This window comes from Pseudomonas sp. Pdm06 (assembly GCF_014851795.1).
Lineage (GTDB): Bacteria > Pseudomonadota > Gammaproteobacteria > Pseudomonadales > Pseudomonadaceae > Aquipseudomonas > Aquipseudomonas fluorescens_AA.
Map to the genome: position 1 here is coordinate 137,896 of NZ_JACVAH010000002.1, position 20,863 is coordinate 158,758.

18 protein-coding genes are annotated in these 20,863 nt (G+C 63.5%); 10 read left to right on the forward strand and 8 right to left on the reverse strand.

All coding sequences use genetic code 11. From position 1 onward, the window contains the following. Positions 1-117: 117 nt before the first annotated feature. The 5 genes from IB266_RS03805 to IB266_RS03825 all read left to right on the forward strand — a co-directional run bounded on the left by IB266_RS03805 (position 118) and on the right by IB266_RS03825 (position 6,815). On the forward strand, positions 118-2,646 hold the full coding sequence (locus tag IB266_RS03805; protein WP_192260222.1) for a TonB-dependent receptor: 2,529 nt from the start codon (positions 118-120) through the stop codon (positions 2,644-2,646). A 205-nt stretch (positions 2,647-2,851) separates the two neighbouring features. After that, positions 2,852-4,768 carry a phytase gene (locus IB266_RS03810; RefSeq protein ID WP_192260513.1) on the forward strand — a complete coding sequence of 639 codons (1,917 nt, stop codon included), beginning with the start codon at positions 2,852-2,854 and terminating at the stop codon, positions 4,766-4,768. A 64-nt stretch (positions 4,769-4,832) separates the two neighbouring features. Next, a complete protein-coding gene (gene tolQ, locus IB266_RS03815) occupies positions 4,833-5,537 on the forward strand; it encodes a protein TolQ (protein WP_192260223.1) in 705 nt (234 codons plus the stop codon). 13 nt (positions 5,538-5,550) lie between these two features. Continuing rightward, positions 5,551-5,997 carry a protein TolR gene (tolR, locus tag IB266_RS03820; RefSeq protein WP_060742274.1) on the forward strand — a complete coding sequence of 149 codons (447 nt, stop codon included), beginning with the start codon at positions 5,551-5,553 and terminating at the stop codon, positions 5,995-5,997. Beyond that, entirely contained in the window at positions 5,994-6,815 is an 822-nt protein-coding gene (locus IB266_RS03825; protein ID WP_192260224.1) for an energy transducer TonB, read from the forward strand. Before tolR ends, IB266_RS03825 begins: the two co-directional genes overlap by 4 nt. Before the next feature lie 151 nt (positions 6,816-6,966). Here the strand turns inward: IB266_RS03825 and IB266_RS03830 are convergent, their stop codons facing one another. Genes IB266_RS03830 through IB266_RS03850 form a run of 5 tightly spaced genes read right to left on the reverse strand, consistent with a single transcriptional unit; the run spans position 6,967 to position 12,515 of the window. After that, positions 6,967-7,860: a helix-turn-helix domain-containing protein gene (locus IB266_RS03830; RefSeq protein WP_192260225.1), complete on the reverse strand. Its 894-nt coding sequence runs from the start codon at positions 7,858-7,860 to the stop codon at positions 6,967-6,969. A gap of 32 nt (positions 7,861-7,892) precedes the next feature. Next, the gene (locus IB266_RS03835; protein WP_092164443.1) at positions 7,893-8,360 is read right to left on the reverse strand and encodes a response regulator; all 468 of its coding nucleotides are present in this window, start codon (positions 8,358-8,360) and stop codon (positions 7,893-7,895) included. Continuing rightward, complete coding sequence (locus tag IB266_RS03840; protein ID WP_192260226.1) at positions 8,357-10,669, reverse strand: ATP-binding protein; 2,313 nt, start codon at positions 10,667-10,669, stop codon at positions 8,357-8,359. Before IB266_RS03840 ends, IB266_RS03835 begins: the two co-directional genes overlap by 4 nt. Next, entirely contained in the window at positions 10,666-11,334 is a 669-nt protein-coding gene (locus IB266_RS03845) for a response regulator (RefSeq protein WP_192260227.1), read from the reverse strand. The genes IB266_RS03840 and IB266_RS03845 overlap by 4 nt, the downstream gene beginning before the upstream one ends. After that, entirely contained in the window at positions 11,331-12,515 is a 1,185-nt protein-coding gene (locus IB266_RS03850) for a sensor histidine kinase (protein WP_192260228.1), read from the reverse strand. The genes IB266_RS03845 and IB266_RS03850 overlap by 4 nt, the downstream gene beginning before the upstream one ends. A 172-nt stretch (positions 12,516-12,687) precedes the next feature. Here IB266_RS03850 and IB266_RS03855 point away from each other — a divergent pair, with 172 nt between their 5' ends. The 4 genes from IB266_RS03855 (at position 12,688) to IB266_RS03870 (ending at position 17,562) form a co-directional block, all read left to right on the forward strand. After that, the gene (locus tag IB266_RS03855; RefSeq protein ID WP_060742280.1) at positions 12,688-13,209 is read left to right on the forward strand and encodes an SgcJ/EcaC family oxidoreductase; all 522 of its coding nucleotides are present in this window, start codon (positions 12,688-12,690) and stop codon (positions 13,207-13,209) included. A gap of 241 nt (positions 13,210-13,450) precedes the next feature. After that, positions 13,451-13,960 carry a sigma-70 family RNA polymerase sigma factor gene (locus IB266_RS03860; RefSeq protein WP_192260229.1) on the forward strand — a complete coding sequence of 170 codons (510 nt, stop codon included), beginning with the start codon at positions 13,451-13,453 and terminating at the stop codon, positions 13,958-13,960. Next, on the forward strand, positions 13,960-14,904 hold the full coding sequence (locus IB266_RS03865; RefSeq protein WP_192260230.1) for a FecR domain-containing protein: 945 nt from the start codon (positions 13,960-13,962) through the stop codon (positions 14,902-14,904). The genes IB266_RS03860 and IB266_RS03865 overlap by 1 nt, the downstream gene beginning before the upstream one ends. A 234-nt stretch (positions 14,905-15,138) precedes the next feature. Then, positions 15,139-17,562: a TonB-dependent receptor gene (locus IB266_RS03870; protein WP_192260231.1), complete on the forward strand. Its 2,424-nt coding sequence runs from the start codon at positions 15,139-15,141 to the stop codon at positions 17,560-17,562. A 35-nt stretch (positions 17,563-17,597) separates the two neighbouring features. Here the strand turns inward: IB266_RS03870 and IB266_RS03875 are convergent, their stop codons facing one another. The 3 genes from IB266_RS03875 to IB266_RS03885 all read right to left on the reverse strand — a co-directional run bounded on the left by IB266_RS03875 (position 17,598) and on the right by IB266_RS03885 (position 19,386). Continuing rightward, positions 17,598-17,999, reverse strand: coding sequence for a hypothetical protein (locus IB266_RS03875; RefSeq protein ID WP_192260232.1), 402 nt, complete (start codon positions 17,997-17,999; stop codon positions 17,598-17,600). Between the two features lie 300 nt (positions 18,000-18,299). After that, the gene (locus IB266_RS03880; RefSeq protein ID WP_060742285.1) at positions 18,300-18,779 is read right to left on the reverse strand and encodes a DUF1348 family protein; all 480 of its coding nucleotides are present in this window, start codon (positions 18,777-18,779) and stop codon (positions 18,300-18,302) included. Positions 18,780-18,822: 43 nt separating this feature from the next. Beyond that, positions 18,823-19,386 carry a TetR/AcrR family transcriptional regulator gene (locus IB266_RS03885; protein ID WP_192260233.1) on the reverse strand — a complete coding sequence of 188 codons (564 nt, stop codon included), beginning with the start codon at positions 19,384-19,386 and terminating at the stop codon, positions 18,823-18,825. Positions 19,387-19,509: 123 nt separating this feature from the next. On the opposite strand from IB266_RS03885, the gene pssA reads away from it, so the two are divergent. Next, positions 19,510-20,853: a CDP-diacylglycerol--serine O-phosphatidyltransferase gene (gene pssA, locus IB266_RS03890; RefSeq protein WP_060742287.1), complete on the forward strand. Its 1,344-nt coding sequence runs from the start codon at positions 19,510-19,512 to the stop codon at positions 20,851-20,853. Positions 20,854-20,863 lie beyond the last annotated feature (10 nt).

Below are 20,863 nucleotides of genomic sequence, written 5' to 3' on the forward strand. Positions count from 1 at the left end.
GATTGCAGCCCCTCCAGCCAACCCCTGTCACAGAACCGTCATTCCCCACCCCTAGCGTGCCCTCCCAGTTGCCGGGCCACTGCCTGGCGGATTTCCGGATTCCTGGGGAGGATCACCATGTACCACCGCACAAGCACCGCCGGGCTCGTCGGTTTCACCTTCACCGCGTTGGCGATGGCCATTGCCAGCGAACGACTGAGTGCCGCCGAGCAAGCGGCCGGCGCCACTGAACACGTTGAAGTGGTCGGCCAGGCGGCGAGTATCGACCAGGCCCTCAAGGAGCAGCGCAGCGCCGACAGCATCAAGAGCGTGGTGCATGCCGACGGCGTGGCGCAGTTGCCGGATGAAAACGTCGCCGAAGCGGTGCAGCGCCTGCCCGGTGTCAGCGTCGAGCGCGACCAGGGCGAAGGCCGGTTTGTCAGCGTGCGAGGCCTGGGGCCGGACCTCAACAGCGTGACCATCAACGGCACCCTGGTGCCGGCTCCGGAAAGCGAGCGTCGCGCCGTTGCCCTGGATGTGTTGCCCTCGGAACTGGTGCAATCGTTGTCGGTGATCAAGACCCTGACGCCGGACATGGACGCCAACTCCCTGGGCGGCACGGTGGATGTGAAAAGCCTCTCGGCCTTCGACCACAAGGGGCTGTTCTACACCGGCAGCAGCGAAGCCAGCTATGACAAGAACACCAGCCAGACCAGCCCGAAATTCTCCGGTGCCATCAGCGACCGTTTCAGCCTTGGCGATGGTATCGACAACTTTGGCGTGGCCGCGGCGCTGAGCTGGCAGAAGCGCGACTTCGGTTCGGACAACGTCGAAACCGGCGGTGCCTGGGATTTCGCGCAGGGTTCACGCCTCGAAGAGTTCGAACAGCGCGACTACGACATCCGCCGCGAGCGGGCCGGTGGCGGCTTGAACTTCGACTACAAGCCCGATGACTTCAGCAGCTATTACCTGCGCACGCTGTACAGCCGCTACAAGGACAGCGAAACCCGCAACGCCGCCAGCATCGCCTTTGAAAACCCGCAAGCCGCCGGGCAACTGGGGGACGCCGAGGGCGAGCGCAAGCTCAAGCAACGTGAAGAAACCCAGGAAATCCAATCCTACGTACTCGGTGGCGAGCGCCTGTTCGGTCTCTGGACCCTGAGTGGCCAGGGCGGCTACAGCCAATCCAGCGAAGACAGTCCCGGCCATATTGCCGGGGCTACCTTCGAAGGCATCGACGGTTTCAACGGTGGTTTCTACGACAACGACAAGCCGCGGCCGATCATCGGCTCGGGGTTCTACGATCCGGCCAACTTCAGCCTCGACAAGGTGGACTGGGAAGCGCAGAAGACCACCGACACCGAGAAGAACCTGCGCCTGGACCTGGCTCGGGACTATGACTTCAGCGGCTATGCGTCCCAAGTCAAATTCGGTGGCAAAGTCAGCCGGCGGGACAAGGACAACGACCTGGACGCCTGGGTCTACGAGGATTTCGACGACCTGGGTTTCACCGACGAGCAGCTGAACCTCGGGCAGTTCCAGAAAGGCACCGTGGACTACCGTCTCGGTCGCTTTGGCCCGGGCATCAGCGCCGATGCCATCAAGCAGTTGCTGGGCGGCCTGAACCGCGACGAGTTTTTCGACGAACAAGAGTCGCGAGTCAACGACTTCAAGATGAGCGAGGACATCAATGCCGCGTACCTGATGAACACCGTCGACATCGATGATTGGCGCTTCATCGCTGGCATGCGCTACGAAGGTACCGAATTCGAAGCCAAGGGCAGCGGCGCCACTGACGGCGTCTTCACCGATACCGAGACCCGTCGCAAGTATCACCACTGGTTGCCGGGCCTGCACGCGCGCTACCAATTGGACAAGAACACCCAGGTGCGTGCGGCCTGGACCAAGTCCGTGGTGCGTCCAACCTTCGGGCAATTGGCGCCAGGTTTTGTCATCGACGATGACGAGGCCACTTTCGGCAACCCGGAGCTCAAGCCGCTGGAATCGAGCAACCTGGACCTGGGTATCGAGCATTTCATGGGCCACGCCGGCACGGTCTCGGCCTTCGTGTTCTATAAGGACATCAAGCATTTCGTCTACAACACCGACCTGGCCGGTACGGGCGCCTGGACCGATTTTTCAGAAGCCCACAGCTACGCCAACGGCGACAGCGCCAAGCTGTACGGCCTGGAGTTGGCCTACTCGCAAAAATTCGACTGGCTGCCGGCTCCCTGGAACGGGCTGCTGTTGGGGGCCAACACCACCTTCAGCCGTTCGGACGCCGAAATCGAGGGTTTCGACCAGGCCAGCGGTACCCAGCGCAAGCGCAGCATCGACCTGCCGAACCAGTCGGACACGGTCGGCAACCTGATGCTGGGTTGGGAAAACGACAAGCTGAGCCTGCGGCTGTCGGCCAACTACAAGTCAGCGTACCTGTTCGAACTGGCGTCCATCGGCGACCGCGACCATGACCTGCACGTAGACGCCCAGACCTTCGTCGATTTCAGCGCGCGTTACTCGTTGACCAAGAACCTGCAAGTCAGCCTCGAGGCCCAGAACCTCACCGACGAGTCGTATTTCGTCTACACCGGCCACCGTTCCTATAACGGCCAGTACGAAGAGTACGGCCCGACGTACAAGCTGGGGCTGACCTTTACCCATTTCTGATTCGCGAACCTGATCACTTGTGGCAAGAGGATTTGGCTGTGGGAGCAAAGCTTGCTCGCGATGCAGGCGCCCCGGTTCCCGGGAGACCCGCGTTGTCTTCGTCGCGAGCAAGCTTTGCTCCCACAGATGAATTCCCTGGCAATAGAAGTGAGCAACAAGCCCGTTTGAGTCTGACTGAACGACAAGGATTTTTCCGTTGAACAAGATGTTTTCCTTACCCAAGCGCTGCCTACTGGCGATGGCGCTCAGCCTGGCATCAGCCGCCGCCCTGGCAGCTGCTTCAGCGCCCAAGCTAAAACTGCAACCCTGGCCTCAAGCCCAGGCGCTGTCTCTCAACGCCTTGGCATTCCTGCCTGGCGCTGCAACCACCGAACGACTGGCCAGTGCCCGCGAGGGCCTGTTCTTGCTCGATGGCCAAGGGCGCGAGCTGACGCGCCTGAAAGGTGCCTTCGAGGGCCTCGACAGTCGGCTCCTGGGCGCCAACGTGCTGGTCGCCAGCCTCGACAGCGAGCGCCAGCAAGCCATGGTCGTCAGCCTCGACCCACAAAACCATCAGTGGGGCACGCCGCTGTACCTGCCCACGCGAGACTTCCCGGTAAACGGCCTGTGCCTGTACCGCGACGAGGCGAGCAACCTGTTTGTGTTCCTGGTGGGGGAAGAGGGCAAGGGCGAGCAATGGCTGGTGGGCGCCGGCGAAGAGCTGGGCGCGACCGCCCAACGGGTGCGTGGCTTGCCACTGCCGCCGGACGCCAAGACCTGCCAAGTGCAGGACGCCAGCCAGCAGTTGTTCGTCAACGAAGAGCGGATCGGCTGGTGGGCCTACCCGGCATCCTCCGAGGCTGAGACCGTGCGGGTGCCCGTGGCGATGCGTGCACCGTTCGGCGACATCCAGCAGGCGGCCGGCGCCTTGGCGGTATTGCCCGGTGACGTATTGGGCCTCGATCCAGAGGCTGTGCAATTGCACCTGTATCAACAGGACGGCAAAGGCTGGACACCCCGCGCCACGCTGTCGCTGCCGGGCCTGAAGGAACCGGAAAGCCTGGCGGCACGCCGGACGAAAACCGGTATCGAGGTGCTGCTGCGCGACGATGACGACGGGCGCCTGTACCAGGGAGAACTCAACTGGCAACCCACGCCAGTGCCCTTGCCGCCGGTACTGCCCACGGTGGCTGCCATCGCCCAGAGCGAGCCGGTGGCCCGCCAGGGCGATGCCGCGGATGACCCGGCGATCTGGGTGCATCCGACCACGCCGGGCTTGAGCCGGGTGTTGGGCACCAACAAAAAGCAAGGCTTGCTGGCCTACGACCTGCAAGGAAAGTTGCTGCAGGAGTTGCCGGTCGGGCGCCTGAACAACGTCGATGTGCGGGCGAACTTCAAGCTGGGCACGCAAACCGTCGATCTGGCGGTGGCCAGCAACCGTGATCGCAACAGCTTGAGCCTGTTCAGCATCGACCGCGCCAGTGGCGAGTTGCGCGAAGCGGGGGAGATTGCGACGTCATTGAAGGACATCTACGGCATCTGCCTGTTCCAGCCCGCCGAAGGTGAGCTGTACGCCTTCGCCAACGGCAAGGACGGGCGCTTTGCGCAGTACCGCCTGAGTGCGCCGGACGGCGTGGTGCAAGGCCAGTTGGTGCGCCAGTTCAGCGTCGACAGCCAGCCCGAAGGCTGCGTGGCCGATGAGCAGCGCCAGCGCTTGTTTCTCGGTGAGGAGGATGTGGGGGTCTGGGCGATGGATGCCCGGGCCGACCAGCCGGCGACCTTGAGCAGTGTGATCAAGGTTGGCCCGTCGTTGCACGCTGACGTCGAGGGCATGGCCTTGTACCAGGCCAAGGGGCGCGACTACCTGGTGATCTCCAGCCAAGGCAACGACAGCTACCTGGTGCTCGATGCCGAGCCTCCGTTCGCCGTGCGGGGGGCGTTCCGGGTCGGTCTGAATGCGGCTGCGGGCATTGATGGCGCGTCGGAGACCGATGGCCTGGAGGTGACCTCGGTGAACCTCGGCGGGCCCTGGAGCCAGGGCATGCTGGTGGTCCAGGACGGCCGCAAGCGCATGCCCGAACAGACCCAGAACTTCAAGTTCGTGCCCTGGGCCGACGTGGCGAAAGCCCTGCGTCTGCCTTGAACGGCACTGTCATCAACCGGTCACGAACATTTCATCGAATAGCAGCCAGACAGGAGTTCTACCCATGCAAGCCACTTTGGAACACATGACGATCTGGGGCCTGATCAGTGACGCAAGTCTGCTGGTCAAGGCGGTCATGCTCACCTTGCTGCTGGCCTCGCTATTGAGCTGGTACCTGATCATCCAGCGCAGTGCCGTGCTGCAACGCAACGAGCGCCAGCTCAACGGTTTCATGCAACGTTTTCGCAGCACCCAGGACCTGTTGCCCCTGTACCGGGAACACGCACAGATACGTGAAGACGAGGGCGTCACGCCGATTTTCCAGGCAGGCTTGCTGGCCTTCACTCAGCTTAACCAGCCCTCCTGTACGCCCGAGGTGGTGCTCGAAGGCGTCGAGCGTTCGCTGCAGGTAGCGATCAGCGAACAGGAAGTGCACTTGGAGAAAGGTTTGCAGTTTCTCGCGACCGTCGGTTCGGTCAGCCCTTACATCGGCTTGTTCGGCACGGTCTGGGGGATCATGAATGCTTTCCTCGGCCTGTCCCAGGTGCAACAGGCCAGCCTTTCCACCGTGGCGCCAGGCATTGCGGAGGCGCTGATCGCCACGGCCATCGGCTTGTTCGCGGCGATCCCGGCGGTGATTGCCTATAACCGTTTTGCCGCCCGCGGCCAGACCCTGCTGACCCGTTACTACGGGTTTGGCAACGAACTGCAGGCGCGTCTGCACCGCAAGCTGCACGGCGCCCCGGTGAACCTGGCCTCGGCCGCTTGAAAGGAGAGGACAGATGCTCGTCAAGCCCCAACGCAAGCACGGTCCCAAGGCCGAAATGAACGTGGTGCCATACATCGACGTGATGTTGGTGCTGCTGGTGATTTTCATGGTCACCGCGCCGATGCTGACCCAGGGTGTGAAGATCGAATTGCCCAAGGTCGCGAGCGAAGCGCTGGCCACCGACAGTCGCCAGCAAATCCTTACTCTGTCGGTAAAGGCCGAAGGCGGTTACTACTGGAACCTGGGCGGTGAGCTGGACACCCGTCACCAGACCGACAGCGCCGTGGACCTGGAGCAGATGCGCGCCAAGGTGGCGCAGGTCGTGGCCGAGCGCAGCGATACCCAGGTGTACATCCGTGCCGATGATCATGCCGATTACGGCCGGGTCGTCGCGGCCATGGCCGCCCTGCAGCAGGGCGGCGTGAGCAACCTGGGGCTGGTGACCGAGGCGCCGCAATGACGGCGATGATCATGCACAGTCCCGCCTTGAGCGTACCCGCGTCGAGCCATCACGGTTTTTGGAGAAACAGCCTGGCGGCGGGACTGGCCGTGGCTCTGCACGCCGCGATAGCCGCGTTGTTGGTGTTGGGGTGGAGCGTGGAGAAGCCCGCCGCCGAAACGCCGCGGGTGTTGCGTACGCAACTGGTGATGCTGCCGGCCGCACCGGTGCCCGAGGCGCCTGCCCCGGCGGCTGTCATCCCTGTTGCACCACCCGTGGCCGAACCCGTCCCGCCACCCGCGCAAGCGTCACTTCCTGTCCCCTCCAAGCCGCTTGTCGACCCGCGGGCCGCGGCGCAGAAGCTGGAACAGGCGGCGCTGGCCCGCAAACGGGTCGAGGAGCAAAAACGCGAGCTACAGGCCCAACAGCAGCAGCGCGAACGCCTGGAAAGTGAGCGACGCAGGCAAGACGCCGAGCAGCAAGCAGCCGAACAACAGCGCCAGGCCCGACAGGCCCAAGCACTCGCCGAGCAACGCCAGGCCGAGCAGGCGCGCCAGGCCGCCGCCGACAGCCGCAGCTATCAGCCCCTGAGCAAGCAAGCCCCGGACTATCCGCAACGGGCCCTGGACAAGGGCTTGGAGGGCGATTGCACCGTGGAATACAGCGTGATGCCGGACGGGCGGATCGACAGTCCCAAGGTGCTCGACGGCTGCCACCCGCTGTTCATCCGCCCGTCCCTGGCCGCCGCCCAGACGTTCCGTTATCAGCCGCGAATCATCGATGGCAAGGCGGTGACGGTGCCGGCGGTGCGCAATACCTTTCATTACCGGATCAAATGAATACAGGCCTGGCAGAAAATACCTGTGGGAGCGAGCTGGCTCGCGATAGCGGTGGAGCCGTTGCCATCAGTGTTGACTGGTCTGACGCCATCGCGAGCAAGCTCGCTCCCACAGGGGGTTGTGTGCGGCCACATTGTGGCGCCATCGGCTTTTACTTGCGGTAATGACTCGGCGCCACGCCCACTTCGCGACGGAATACCTGGGAGAAATGACTGGCGCTGCCATAGCCGACCTCCAGGCCGATATCGATGACGCTGCGCTCGGTTTCGATCAGCAGTTGCCGGGCCCGGGCCATTCTCAGCTGGATGAAGTACTGCGAGGGCGAACGCCCGGTGGCGCGCTTGAACAGGCGGCTGAAGTGGTATTCGCTCAGGCCGATGGCCCGGGCCAGGTCACCGAGGTTGAAGGGGGCGGCCAGGTGTTGTTCCATTAACTGGATCACCCGCTTGAGTTTGAAGGCGGGCAGGGCGTTGCGGCCGGACATGTCCTCGGCCCCGGCATCCACATAATGCCGCGCCAGGTGCACCGCCACGCATTGCGCCACGCCCTGGACCAGCAAGGCACTGGTTTCACCGCGTCGGGTCAGTTCCATCCGGATCTGCTCCAGCAAGGCCGAGAGCACTTCATCCCGCCCGCCTGAGACTTCCCGCAGTTGGATCGCGCCGCCGCCCGCTTCGGCGATGGCGTGCTCCAGCAACGCCAGGCCCAAATACACATGCATGACTACGAACGGCTCAGGGCTGGTCACTTGCCAGCGCATTTCATAAGGTACAGGGGAGGTGGTCAGGAAAAAATCCCCGCGGCCCACCGTATTCCCTTCCCACGGCTCGTGGGCGGTGCGCTCCTCGACAATGGCTTGCCCGGACAACACCCAGACCAGCAACGGCTCGGCCACCGCTGGCACGACGATGTGGGCTTCGCAACGCTCACGGACAAAGATCTCCACCAGGATCTCCTTGCTCGATACACCGTCGGAGGTGGCCAGGCGTTCGCCGCGGATGTGCCCTTGCAGGCCGTTTGCCGATGTTCGTTCGGTGACTTCCATGCTTCGATGGCCTCGATGAAACGGCCGCCAGACTAGACCGGGTCGGCGGCGGGACGGTGCTGGCGCAACAGTTCGATCTGCTGGGACGGGATCAACTCGCGCAATGCTTTATAGAGCGCCCGGGTTTCCAGCAGGTTCCAGATGCGCAGCATGGTTTCCAAGGCATCCAGGGGTTTGCTGATGAAGTCCCGGGCGCCGAGGGCCAGGGCCCGCAGGCGGGTGTCGCGGGTCGCGTCGGCGGTCAGGACCAGGATCGGCAAGTAGTCGTTGGCCGGGATGCGCCGGTTCAGTTGTTCCAGCACGGCAAAACCGTCGAATGCCGGCATGTGCAGGTCGAGGATGACCAGGTCCGGCTCGAAGCTGTTGAACAGGTCGAGCGTACGCAAGGGTTCGGTGCTGCTCAGTACATTGTGCAGCCCTTCGCGGGCCAGCAGTTGCTCCATCAGGTCCAGGTTGGGGCGCTGATCGTCGACGATCAGAATGCGCAAGTCGCGATTCATGCGGGCTCCGGTAGATAGTGCTCGAGGTGGCCGAGAAAGGCCTGGATATGGATAGGTTTGGTCAGGATCGCCGTGGCCCCGGCGTCGCGCAGGGCACGATGGGTCAGGTCGCTGGCATCGGCAGTGATCATCAGTACCGGCGTGGCCGCGGTGGCCGGGGATTGGCGCAGGCGCCGCAAGACCTCCAGGCCTTCCAGGTCCGGCAGGGTGACGTCCAGCAGGATCAGTTGTGGCGAGTGCTGGCGGGCGAGGTCCAGGCCCATCTGGCCTTGCATGCTCGATAACAGCTGGATGCCGGGACGGCGCTGCATCAGGGTCTCGATCAACGCCAGGCTCGACAGGTTGTCTTCAATGCAGAGGATTTTGCCGTGGTAATCCACGGGGGCGCGCGTCACGGCCAGGGCGGCGATGGGCGGCAAGTGCGTGCCGATCACCTGGATGGCGGGCAGTTGCAGGGTAAAACAGCAGCCGTGCCCGGGTTCACTGTGGACCTGCAGGTTGCCCTGCATCATCTCCAGCAGGTTCTTGCTCAACGACAAGCCAAGGCCGGTGCCTTCGACCTGCGGGTCGGCGCCCAGGCGTTCGAAGGGCTTGAATAACTGGCCCAGTTGTTCAGGGGCGATGCCATGGCCGGTATCGTGGACGGCGATGCTCACCTGGTGGGCCTGGACGCTCACTTCGATGCGCACCTCGCCGCCGGGCCGGTTGTACTTGATGGCGTTGGACAACAGGTTGAGCAGTACCTGCACCAGGCGTTGGCGGTCGGCAAGCACACCGCTGTCGTCTGGCAATGCAGGCAGGTCGATCAAGTGGATACCGGCGTCGGCGGCCATGGGTGAAACCAGCGTCAAGGCTTCGTGCAGCACCGTCGCCAGGGGGATCGGCTCGATGTTCAGGGGCAGGCGTCCGGCCTCGATCCGGGCGATGTCCAACACCTCGTTGATCAACGCCAGCAAGTGCTGGCCGGCCCGCAGGATGTGGCTGACCTGGGGGCGCTGGCCGGCGGTGGAGTCCATGTCCAGCAGTTGAGCGAAACCCAGGATGGCGTTCAGTGGCGTGCGCAGTTCGTGGCTCATGCGCGAAAGGAATTCGCTCTTGGCCCGGCTGGCGCTTTCCGCTTCTTCTCGGGCGGTGCGCAGGGCGATTTCGGCGGCGCGCCGGTCGGTGATGTCGCGGGTGATCTTGGAGAAGCCGCGCAAGGCACCCGTGCCATCGTACTGGGCGGTGATGACCACGCTGGCCCAGAAACGGCTGCCGTCCTTGCGGCAACGCCAGCCTTCCTCCATGTAATGGCCGTCGCGGGTGGCTTCGCGCAGGGCCATGTCCGGGTGCGCCGGGCATTCTTCGGGCAAGTAGAACAGGGAGAAGTGCTGGCCTAGGATTTCCTGCTCGGTGTAGCCCTTGATCCGCTGCGCGCCGGCATTCCAGGTGGTGACGTAGCCCTGGGCATCCAGCGCGAAGATCCCGTAGTCCTTCACCCCGTCGATGATCAGCCGCAAGCGTTCCTCGTTATCGCGCAGGGCCCGCTCGCGTTCGGCGAGTAACTGCCCGGCCTCCACCAGCCGCGTGCCGAGCTGGCCGATTTCGTCCTGCTCTGGCGGTTGCGGCAACAACGGTTGGCCCAGGGCCAGGCGCTGGGCGTTGCCTTGCACCTGCTGGACCCGGGCGACGATGCCTTTGGATAGAAACAGCACCGCGACAATGGCCCCCAGCAAACCGCACACCGCCGCCAGCAACGTGGCGAACAACAGGCGCATGCGCGTGGCCGAGGCGGCGGCGCTGCGCTCGGCGAGCAGGCCATCCTCGCGTATGCGCATCGCGCTGATCTGCTCGCGCAGCACGTCCAGCACCTGCTTGTTTTCGATCAGGATCGCGGTGATGGCCTCGGGGTCGTCACGCTTGCCGTTGCGCAAGGCGAGCAAACCGTCGAGTTTGTCGGCGATCAGCGGGGTGATGGTCTTGAGGTGCTCGCGCATTCTGGCATCGCGAATGTTGTGGTCCAGGCGCTGCAACGCCGCATGGATCAGCGGCGTGGCTTGTTCGTAGCTGGGCAGGAAATCTTCGCGCCGGGTCAGCAGGTAACCGCGCACGCTGGCCGCCGCTTCGGCCAGCAAGGTATGGACCGTCTGGATGTCACCCTGGACGAGCAGTACCCGGCGCACATCCTCCTCGGCCCGTGCGGTCTGCCGTTCGGTGATATAGATCAGCACCAGCGACAGCAGCAGGACCACCAGGGGCAGGGAAATCACCACCAGGGCCTTGCCCCGCAACGGCAGGTCGGCCCAGCGGCGGGCGGCGAGAAACCTCATGGCCATTGCCCGGCGGGTTGCGCCACCAGCCCCAGGGCCACGCCGCGCACAGCGGCCTGGGTCCGGTCGGCGGCACCCAGTTTGCCGATGACGCGCTCGACGTGGGCCTTGGCCGTGCCGGGTGCGATACCCAGCTTTTCACCGATTTCACGATTGCTGAAGCCGCCGGCCACCAGCCCCAATACCTGGCGCTCACGGGCGGTCAGGGCCTGGACCTGGGGAGCGCCACTGGCACCGCGCTCGGTCATGCGGCGCAGCAGGCGCGCGCTGACTGAACTGTTCAGCGCCTCGTCGCCCTGGGCGACCCGTTTGAGGGCGTCGAGCACCTCATCGCGGCTGGCATCCTTGAGCAGGTAGCCGACCGCGCCCGCACCGATGGCGGCTTCGAGGTGGTCGGGGCTGTCATCCATGGTGAAGATCACCACTTTGATCCCGGGCTGGCGCTGCTGCAGGATCCGCGCCGCGCCCAGGCCGTTGAGGACGGGCATGCGGATGTCGAGAATCGCGATGTCCGGTTGTAGCCGCTCGCACAGGTCGAGGGCCTCCTGGCCGTCGCGGGCCTGGCCGACGACCTCGAACCCCGGGCTGTCGGCGAGCATGCTGATAAACCCGGTGCGGGTGACTTCGTGGTCATCGGCCAGCAGCAGGCGCAAAGGACGGTTCATGGCTGTACTCCAGCGGTGGGTAGCGGCACGCTGGCCAGCAGGCGGGTGCCGCCGCCGGGTTGGCTGCGACAGGCCAGGTGGCCGCCCAGCAGGTTGGCGCGTTCCTGCATGGCGGCCAGCCCCAGGTGGCAACTGCCGTTGGTCTCGATGGGTTGCTCCAGGGCAAAGCCACGGCCATCGTCTTCTACCCGCAGGCTGGCGTGGCCATCTTCCACCGCCAGCCCCAGGCCCACATGACGGGCCTGGGCGTGCTTGAGAATGTTGTTGATGCCTTCCTGGGCAATGCGAAACAGGGCGATCTCGGTGTTGCCCGGCAGGCGCGCGCTGCTGTGTTCGGCCCAGCTCACGGTCAGGCCCGCGTCACGCAGGCGGTCGGCCTCCTTGTCGACGGCTTTGTACAGGCCGAAATCATCCAGCACGTGGGGGCGCAGGCCACCGATCAGTTGCCGGCCCTCGCCGACGCAGCCTTGGGCCAGGTCGAGGATGGACTGCAACTCGCTCGCCAGCGCCGGTGCCAGCGACGGGCAACGACCGGCGAAGCCCTGCAAGCGCTGGTGCAAACCGGCCAGGTTCTGCGCCAGGCCGTCGTGCAGGTCGTAGGCCACGCGCTTGCGTTCGTCTTCCTGGGCGCTGAACAAACGGTGGACCAGCTCGGACATGGTCCGCTCGCGGGCCTGTAGTGCTTCGACCAGGCGGCTGTTCTCCAGGTGCGCCGCCAACAGCGTCGCCAGCAATTGCAGCGACTCGATGTCTTCGTTGTCCGGCGCGCCGAGGGCGACGCTGTTGCCCAGCAACAACGCCCCGAACGTCACGCCATCGGAGGTGCGCAGTGGAATGCGCAAGACCTGGGGCAGGGCGCTGCCGGGGGATTCCAGCCAATTCGGGCCGGGCGTTTGCGGCTGGGCCAGGTTGGCGAGGAAGTCGACCCGTTCCGCGCTCCCGTGGCTGGCGAGGGTGCGCAGCGTGTGGTCCGGCGCCCATTCCAGCAGCAGGCCGTGGTCCATCGCCATGAAGGCGCACGCCCGTTGCAGCGCACGCTGACGCATGGCCGGCAGTGGCAACTGCGTCAGCTCGTGGCCGGTGCCCAGCAGCAGGCCCAGGCGCGCGGCACGGCTTTGCGACTGGCGATACTGACTGCGGATGGCCAGGGCGCTGCCGGGATCATGGGGCGGGCTTTGCATGGGGAGCTCCAGCATGGAAAAAGATTGGACGGTTCGCGGTGACGCCATTAGACCGTGTCACCGGCACCGGGCCTATCTGCCGAATGGCATAGGCAATTGGCACCGGTTGGCCGATGGCGAGAGCCGGGAAGGTCGGCAAAGTGGGCTCATTGAAACCCAAAGGAGCTTTCCGATGAAAATGAAAACCTGTGCCATCGCTGCTTTTTTCCTGCTGAGTGCGCCGCTTGTCCAGGCTGTCGAGGTCACACCCTACGTGTATCGCACAGTGGCCGAGCAGCCCAAGAACGTGAATGACCGGGAAATCGCTGCCCTGTTCGATCGTTGGAACGCCGCGCTGCAAACCGGTAGCGCCACCGCCGTGACCGGCCTCTATGCCCCGGATGCGATTTTGCAACCGACCGTCTCCAACAAGGTGCGCAACACGCCGGCGCAGATCCAGGACTACTTCGAGCATTTCCTGGCCGCCAAACCAGTCGGACAAATCAACTACCGGGAAATCCGTCACCTGGGGCCCGACGCGGCGATGGACAGTGGTGTCTATACCTTCACACTCACCCAGGCCGATGGTTCCAAGCGTGAGGTCCAGGCGCGCTACACCTTCCTCTATGAGCGCCTCGATGGCCAGTGGAAGATCATCAACCACCACTCTTCGGCCATGCCGGAAGTGCCGAAGACCTTGCACGCCAGTCACTGATCGCACTGCGTGCAAAGACCTGACTGTGGGAGCGAGCTTTGTGGGAGCAAGGCTTGCCCGCGATAGCCGCGCCTCGGTAGCAACTTGCACCCCGAGTCGCCTGCATCGCGAGCAAGCTCGCTCCCACAGGGGAGGGGGCTTGCATCCTGTTTCTAGACTCACTTTGCATAAACAACTTGGATTCCTGCGCGAACATTAATTAGAATCAGTCTCATTTAAGACTTTGCGCAGGCTTCTGGACATGTGTGATGCAGTTACGCCGACGGAGCAATCCCTCCATGCGTTGTACCGTGACCACGGGAGTTGGCTGGAAGGTTGGTTGCGACGGCGCATGGGCAATGCCTGGGATGCGGCGGACCTGCGCCAGGATACCTTCCTGCGGGTGCTTGCCAGTTCCCAGACCTTGACGGACCTGCAAGAGCCCCGGGCCTATCTGCTGACCGTCGGCAAACGCCTGCTGAGCAATTTCTATACCCGCCGCAATCTGGAACAGGCGTATCTAGACGCTTTGGCGAACTTGCCTGAAGCCTGCGCACCGTCTCCGGAACAGCGTTGGCTGCTGCTGGAAACCCTGCAAGCCCTGGACGAATTGCTGGATGGCCTGCCGCCCTTGGTGCGGCGGGCTTTTTTATGGAGCCAGCTCGAAGGCCTGGGCTATCGCGAGATCGCCGAGCGCCTGCAAGTGTCCGAGCGCACCGTGAAGCGCTACATGGCCCAGGCCTATGAGCATTGCCTGTTGGTGGACTTCTGATGCCTTCGGCGCCATCACCCGAGGCTCGTGAAGCGGCACGGGCGGCTGCCCGTTGGTTGACCCTGATGGAGTTCGACGGGGATGCATTCGACTCGGCGGCCCTGCAACGCTGGCGCGACAGTAGCGCTCACCACGAGGCGGCCTGGCAGAAGGCCCAGCGATTGCGCCAGCGTTTTGCCGGGGTGCCCGCGGCCCTGGGCATGGCAACCCTGGATCGTCCGGCGCTGGCCCGGCGCGCGGTGCTCAAGCGTGCATTGGGCGTCGCCGCGTTGGTCCCGACCGCCTGGCTGCTGGGGCGGGAACTGCCGCTGGAGGCCTGGCGCGCTGATTTGCACACCGCCACGGGCGAGCAACGGCGCTGGTCGCTGGTCGATGGCAGTGTGCTGCAACTGAACACCGACAGCGCCGTCGACCTGGACCTCAAGGCCCGGCGCCTGGTGCTGCTGCGCGGTGAGATGGCCCTCAAACTCGCCGGGAGCACGCCGCTGTCCATTCAGTCACCCTATGGGCTCGTCACGATCCATCGTGGCGAAGTCTGCCTGCACTTGGGCGAGGGCGACTGCCGGGTGTCGGTGGTCAGCGGTTCGGCGTACCTGCAACCCTTGCGCGGACCATCGCTGAGTCTGGAAGAGGGCCAGCAGGTCAACGTCCAGGCCGCAGGCGCGGGGCCGGTGCGGGCGTTCGACGTGGCACAGCTGGGCTGGCGTGACGGGGTACTGGTGGCGCAGGACCAGCCGCTGGGGCATTTCCTGCGGGAACTGAGCCGCTATCGCCCCGGCGTGCTGCGTTGGGACGAAACCCTGGAACCGCTGCGAATCACCGGCAGCTTCCGCCTGGACAACACCGATCGAATCCTCGCGCTGCTGGCGGCCAGCCTGCCGCTGGAGGTGCACATGCGCACCCGTTACTGGGTCACGTTGACGCTTCGCAAAAATCTGGCCTGAGGCCTAATGCCAGTCAGTTAAGGATCACACGACACAAAACCTGTGGGAGCAAAGCTTGCTCGCGATGGCGGCAGCCCCGTCAATGGCGTTGTCGACTGGCTCACCGCAATCGCGAGCAAGCTTTGCTCCCACGGGTTAGAGGCTTGACTGACTGGCATTAGGCCTGAGGCCTGTCCCCTTTTTTTGTCTCGCTTGTCATTCAAGGCAACTGAACAAAAACGAGAGCGCTTTCCAATGTCCGCAGTTGTACCTTTGCGTTTGCGCCCGGCCTTCGCCGGCCGGCGTCCGCTGTTGAACCTGAGCCTCATGCTGAGCCTGGGTGCCAGCCCATTTTTCATGTCATCAAGCCTGGCCGAAGAGGCCGCCCGTCGCAGCTATCAGGTGCCGGCCGGCAGCCTCAGCGCGGCGTTGACTCGGTTTGCCGGGTTGGCGGGGGTCAACCTTTCGGTGGATCCGGCCTTGGTGAGCGGGCGCGACAGCGCCGGGCTTTCGGGGGAGTTCGGGGTGGAAGAGGGGTTTGCCCGGCTGTTGCGGGGTTCGGGCCTGCAGTTGCAGCCGGTGGGGGAGCAGGCCTACATCCTGATGCCGGCGCCAGAAGGCGGCAGCTTGCAACTGGCGCCCACCTCGATTCTCGGCGCCACGGCGTCGACGGACAGCCCGGTGTACGCCGGCGGCCAGGTGGCACGGCGTGGTTCGCAAGGCCTGCTGGGCTCGCGGGACTTCATGGAAACGCCGTTCAGCATGACCACCTACACCAGCCAGACGGTCAAGAACCAGCAGGCGCGCACCCTGGGCGACCTGATCGCCAGCGACCCCTCGGTCCGCACCACCAACCCGGCGGGCGGACGCTTTGAGCAGTTCACCATCCGCGGTTTCAGCCTGTTCAACAGCGATGTCGCCTACAACGGTCTCTACGGCATCCTGCCGACGTACACGATCGACATGGAGATGGCCGAACGCGTCGACATCCTCAAGGGACCGAGCCAGCTCATCAACGGTATCTCGCCGCGGGGCAGCGTGGGGGGCGGGATCAATGTGGTGCCCAAACGCGCCACCGACAAGCCCATCACCTCGTTCACCGGCAGCTATGCCTCCAATAACCAGCTTGGCGGGGCGGTGGATGTCGGTCGGCGCTTTGGTGAAGAAGACAAGTTCGGTATTCGTTTCAATGGTGTGAAGCAGGCGGGCGACACGGAATGGGATCACCAGAGCGTGGACCGCGAGATGGCGGTGCTGGGCCTGGATTTTCGCGGTGAACGCCTGCGGCTCTCGACGGACATCGGCCACACCGAACGCAACACCGACGCGCCCCAGGAACGCGTGCAGGTCGGTGCCAATGCCCAGATCCCCCACGCCAGCGACGTGCGCGACAACTACGCCCAATCGTGGAGCAAGGCGCGCACCCAGGACACCTTCGGCACGGTGAACGCTGAGTTCGATGTCAGCGATTCAGTGATGTTGTATGGCGGTGTCGGCGCGCGCAAAAGCGACCACGACTTCCTTCGGCACAACGTTTCGGTCACCAACGACGCGGGCGACTTCACCGTCCAGCCCCGTGACTTTACCCGGGAGGAAAATGTCCGGACGGCCACGGCCGGAGTGCGCAATTGGTTCCATACCGGTCCGGTGAGTCATGAGGTCAACCTGGCGGCCAGTTATTTCTACATGGACTTCGAAAATGGCGGCGCCCGTTACGCCAACGGTCGCAGCAACCTGTATGACCCGGTACAGACCCCGACGCCGAGCAACCCGACCCGGCAGGACGACAAGGTCTATACCGAGAACCGCTTCAGCGGCGTGGCCTTGTCCGACACCCTGGGGCTGTTCGAGGATCGCTTGCTGCTGACCCTCGGCGCTCGCTGGCAGCGGGTGAAGGTTGATGACTGGGCGAATAACGTCAAGGGTGACACCGCCTACGATGAGGAAAAGGTTTCGCCGTCGGGCGGGATCCTGTTCAAGGCGACTGACAAGCTGTCGCTGTATGCCAACTACATGGAAGGCCTGAGCCAGGGCAAGATCGCGCCATCGACGTCGGTGAACGAGGATGAGATTTTCCCGCCGTTCATCAGCCGCCAGGTCGAAGTGGGCGCCAAGTATGACGCTGGCCCATTCGCCGTCACTGCCGCCGTGTTCCGAATCAAGCAGCCTGCCTATGCGACCGACGCCACGACACGTGTCTTCGGGCCGAACGGCAAGCGCGAAAACACCGGCGTGGAGTTGAGTGTGTTCGGCGAACCGCTGAAGGGAACCCGTCTGCTCGGCGGCGTGATGTTCATCGACAGTGAGCTGACTGACACCACCGACAGCACCTTCGATGGCAACCGCGCACCGGCCACGCCGAAGTACAACGTCAACCTCGGCGCCGAATGGGACGTGCCAACGGTACAGGGCCTGACCCTGACCAGTCGCGGCATCTATTCCAGCTCGCAGTACCTGGACCAGTCCAACACCAAGGAAATCGATGCCTGGACACGTTTCGACGTGGGGGCTCGCTATGGGTTCAAGGTCGACGAAAAACACATCACCCTGCGGGCCAACATCGAAAACGTGGCAGACAAGCGCTACTGGAGTTCGGCCGGCGCGTCGGATGACAGTGAACCGGGCTTGACGTTGTCCACCCCGCGCACCTACCTGCTGTCCGCAACGGTGGATTTCTAGGCCGATGTGCCGCTCCAGGGAAGGAGCTGCCTGGTTCAGGTATCGCGAAATAGATCGTGGGCATCCAGCAGTCGCCAGGCGATCTCGGGGCGTTTTTCCAGGCCGCGGCGGATGGCGGCGGGAATCGACTGGCGAATCTTGCGGCACAGGCCGGGCTGGTCCTGGAATTCGATGGCGATGCCGCGCATGGTCCGCACTTCGTTGTAGCCGGGCTCGACGCGCAGGCGGATCCCCAGGTTTTCATACAGGCGCTGTTGCAGGCGCTGGAGTTCGTCGAGGCTCTGGATGTTCTCCAGGCGTTCGAGCAGGCGTTTTTCTTCCTGGCGATTCAGGCACAGGATGCGCAGGTCGCTGCCAGGCGCTTGCAACAAGGCATCACGCCCGCAATCGCAGACGCCGGGCGGGCAGGGGGGACGGATCGGGATCGACGCGGTCATGGGCTCCACAAAGTCTGCTGCACAACGAAACAGCGAGCTTATCGCCAGCCCAGGCAATGTGATGCCTGGCGGCATGTGGGTCAAGCCTGTTGGCGGGGCCGCTGGTCTGGCGGCTGTACTGTGGGAGCGAGCTCGCTCGCGATAGCGGTGGGTCAGTTTGCACACCTGTTGGATTTGCCGCCGTCATCGCGAGCAAGCTCGCTCCCACATTTGGATTTCAGCGCACACAAATGCTGTGCCTGACCTCGATCTCCTGTGGGAGCGAGCTTGCTCGCGATTGCGGTGGTTCAGTCGAGAGGGTTACAACCCCAACTCGGACAACCCAGGATGATCATCCGGCCGGCGGCCCAGTGGCCAGTGGAACTTGCGCTCGCTTTCCTTGATCGGCATGTCGTTGATGCAAGCGTAGCGGTTGTACATCAGGCCTTGCTCGTCGAACTCCCAGTTTTCGTTGCCGTAGGAACGGAACCAGTTGCCCGAGTCGTCGTGCCATTCGTAGGCGTAGCGCACCGCGATGCGGTTATCGGTGAAGGCCCAGAGTTCCTTGATCAGTCGGTAATCCAATTCCTTGGCCCACTTGCGGGTCAGGAACGCCTTGGCTTCTTCGCGGTTGTGCGCGAATTCGGCGCGGTTACGCCATTGGGTGTCCAGCGTGTAGGCCAGGGATACTTTTTGCGGGTCGCGAGAGTTCCAGCCGTCTTCGGCCAGGCGAACTTTCTCGATCGCCGATTCACGGGTGAACGGCGGCAGTGGCGGACGAACTTCAGAAGAGGCAGACATGGCGAATCTCCAATGAGTTGATGAATGATGCAGGGTTCAACGGTCAGGTGTGTAGCAACATCTTCAGCATGTCCTGGGCGTGGTCAGCTGCGCTGTGGTCGCCCATGACCAGCGCCACGGTAATGGCGCCGTCGATCAGAATCAGTAGCTGGCGGGCCAGGGCGTCCGGATTTTCGACGCCTTGTTCGACGCACAGCCGAGTCACGTAATCGAGCAACTTCTGTTTGTGCATCTTCGCCACCTGGCGGACCGGATCCTGTGGATCGCCGGTTTCGCCGCTGGTGTTGATGAAGGCACAACCGCGAAAACCTTCGCTGTCGAACCAGCCCTTGAGCACGGTGAACAAATTGAACAGCCGCGCCGTCGGTGTGGGTGCCTTGTCCACTTCGCTGCTGAACCAGTGCATCCAACGCTCGTCCCGCCGCTTGAGGGCGGCCACGATCAGGTCGTCCTTGTTGGCGAAGTAGCGATAGACACTTTTCCTGGAGACGCCGGCGGTTTTCACCAAAAGATCCATGCCGGTGGCGGCAATGCCACTTCTATAGATCAACTTTTCGGCGACATCGAGGATGATGTCTCGTGTTTCATTACCAGTGATTTCGTTCATGGGGTAAAAGTAGAATGATCGTTCTCCTTGGTCAAGTTGTTTTTTTCTTGATGACAGGAAGACCCGAACCCATCCATGGTGTAAGCTCATCCGTTCTTCGGAATCGACCTTTTTGCGAGCCCTATGCCGTCGCTCTTCAAACGCTCCCTGCTGCCCAAGCTGCGCAGCTTTGCACTGACCGCCGATGCGGTGACCATCCTCGATGGTGCTGCCCAATTCCGCCGTTGCCTGCTGGAGAAAATCGCCCAGGCCACCCAGCGCATCTACATCGTCGCCCTGTACCTGCAACAGGACGAGGCCGGCCAGGAAATTCTCGATGCCCTGCATGCCGCCAAAGCGGCGCGTCCGGAACTGGACGTGGTCGTCGTCGTGGACTGGTTGCGGGCCCAGCGTGGGCTGATTGGCGCCAAGAAGCAGCCGGGCAACTCGGCGTGGTACCAGGAACAGACCCGCACCCATGCCAGCGAAGTGCCGATCTACGGCGTGCCGGTGCAGACCCGCGAACTGTTCGGTGTGTTGCATTTGAAAGGTTTCGTCATTGATGACTGTGTGCTCTACAGCGGCGCGAGCCTGAATAACGTCTACCTGCACAAGTTCGACAAATATCGCTACGACCGCTATCACTTGCTGCAGAACACGGCACTGGCCGACTCGATGCATCACCTGGTGCAACATGGCCTGATCACCTCAAGGGCCGTGCATCGCCTGGACCTGCCGAACCTGCCCAGCACCCGCAGTTTGCGCAAAGACATCGGTGACTTGCGCAGCCGTCTCAAATACGCGACCTATGACACCAGCGTCGGCAGCCTCGACAAGAGCGGTCTGTCGGTGAGCCCGTTGCTGGGCGTGGGCAAGAACAATCCCCTGAGCCGGGTGATCGGTGAACTGATCGCCAGCAGCCGCCAGCAACTGACCATCTGTACCCCGTATTTCAACCTGCCCCTGGCCGTGACCCGGGAGCTCAACCGCGCCCTGGCCCGCGGGGTCAAGATCGACATCATCGTCGGCGACAAGACCGCCAACGACTTCTACATTCCGCCAAGCGAACCGTTCAAGATCATCGCGGCACTGCCATACCTCTACGAAATCAGCCTGCGACGCTTCGCCAAACGGCATCAGCACGCGATCGACAGTGGCCAATTGAACCTGCACCTGTGGCGTGACGGGGACAACACCTATCACCTCAAGGGCATGTGGGTCGACGAGCGCTACACCTTGCTGACCGGCAACAACCTCAATCCGCGGGCCTTTCGCCTGGACCTGGAAAACGCGCTGTTGCTGGACGACCCCAAGGGCGAGCTGCTAGCGCCGCGCCAGGCCGAGCTTGAGCGGATCTACCGCCACACCCGTCGGATCGAGCGTTACCTGGACCTGGAAACCCTGCCGGATTACCCCGAGGCCGTGGCCAGGTTCCTGAAACGGGTCAGCCGGGTGCGGATAGAACGGCTGCTTTACCGGATCCTGTGAACACCCGCGC

Excerpts from the sequence above, each read along its gene's own strand:
- IB266_RS03825 (WP_192260224.1), top strand. The coding sequence starts at position 5,994 with ATGACGGCGATGATCATGCACAGTCCCGCCTTGAGCGTACCCGCGTCG.
- IB266_RS03855 (WP_060742280.1), top strand. The coding sequence starts at position 12,688 with ATGAAAATGAAAACCTGTGCCATCGCTGCTTTTTTCCTGCTGAGTGCG.
- IB266_RS03875 (WP_192260232.1), bottom strand. The coding sequence starts at position 17,999 with ATGACCGCGTCGATCCCGATCCGTCCCCCCTGCCCGCCCGGCGTCTGC.
- IB266_RS03805 (WP_192260222.1), top strand. The coding sequence starts at position 118 with ATGTACCACCGCACAAGCACCGCCGGGCTCGTCGGTTTCACCTTCACC.
- IB266_RS03885 (WP_192260233.1), bottom strand. The coding sequence starts at position 19,386 with ATGAACGAAATCACTGGTAATGAAACACGAGACATCATCCTCGATGTC.
- IB266_RS03840 (WP_192260226.1), bottom strand. The coding sequence starts at position 10,669 with ATGAGGTTTCTCGCCGCCCGCCGCTGGGCCGACCTGCCGTTGCGGGGC.
- pssA (WP_060742287.1), top strand. The coding sequence starts at position 19,510 with ATGCCGTCGCTCTTCAAACGCTCCCTGCTGCCCAAGCTGCGCAGCTTT.
- IB266_RS03850 (WP_192260228.1), bottom strand. The coding sequence starts at position 12,515 with ATGCAAAGCCCGCCCCATGATCCCGGCAGCGCCCTGGCCATCCGCAGT.
- IB266_RS03835 (WP_092164443.1), bottom strand. The coding sequence starts at position 8,360 with ATGAATCGCGACTTGCGCATTCTGATCGTCGACGATCAGCGCCCCAAC.
- IB266_RS03830 (WP_192260225.1), bottom strand. The coding sequence starts at position 7,860 with ATGGAAGTCACCGAACGAACATCGGCAAACGGCCTGCAAGGGCACATC.
- tolQ (WP_192260223.1), top strand. The coding sequence starts at position 4,833 with ATGCAAGCCACTTTGGAACACATGACGATCTGGGGCCTGATCAGTGAC.
- IB266_RS03810 (WP_192260513.1), top strand. The coding sequence starts at position 2,852 with ATGTTTTCCTTACCCAAGCGCTGCCTACTGGCGATGGCGCTCAGCCTG.
- IB266_RS03845 (WP_192260227.1), bottom strand. The coding sequence starts at position 11,334 with ATGAACCGTCCTTTGCGCCTGCTGCTGGCCGATGACCACGAAGTCACC.
- tolR (WP_060742274.1), top strand. The coding sequence starts at position 5,551 with ATGCTCGTCAAGCCCCAACGCAAGCACGGTCCCAAGGCCGAAATGAAC.
- IB266_RS03870 (WP_192260231.1), top strand. The coding sequence starts at position 15,139 with ATGTCCGCAGTTGTACCTTTGCGTTTGCGCCCGGCCTTCGCCGGCCGG.
- IB266_RS03865 (WP_192260230.1), top strand. The coding sequence starts at position 13,960 with ATGCCTTCGGCGCCATCACCCGAGGCTCGTGAAGCGGCACGGGCGGCT.
- IB266_RS03880 (WP_060742285.1), bottom strand. The coding sequence starts at position 18,779 with ATGTCTGCCTCTTCTGAAGTTCGTCCGCCACTGCCGCCGTTCACCCGT.
- IB266_RS03860 (WP_192260229.1), top strand. The coding sequence starts at position 13,451 with ATGTGTGATGCAGTTACGCCGACGGAGCAATCCCTCCATGCGTTGTAC.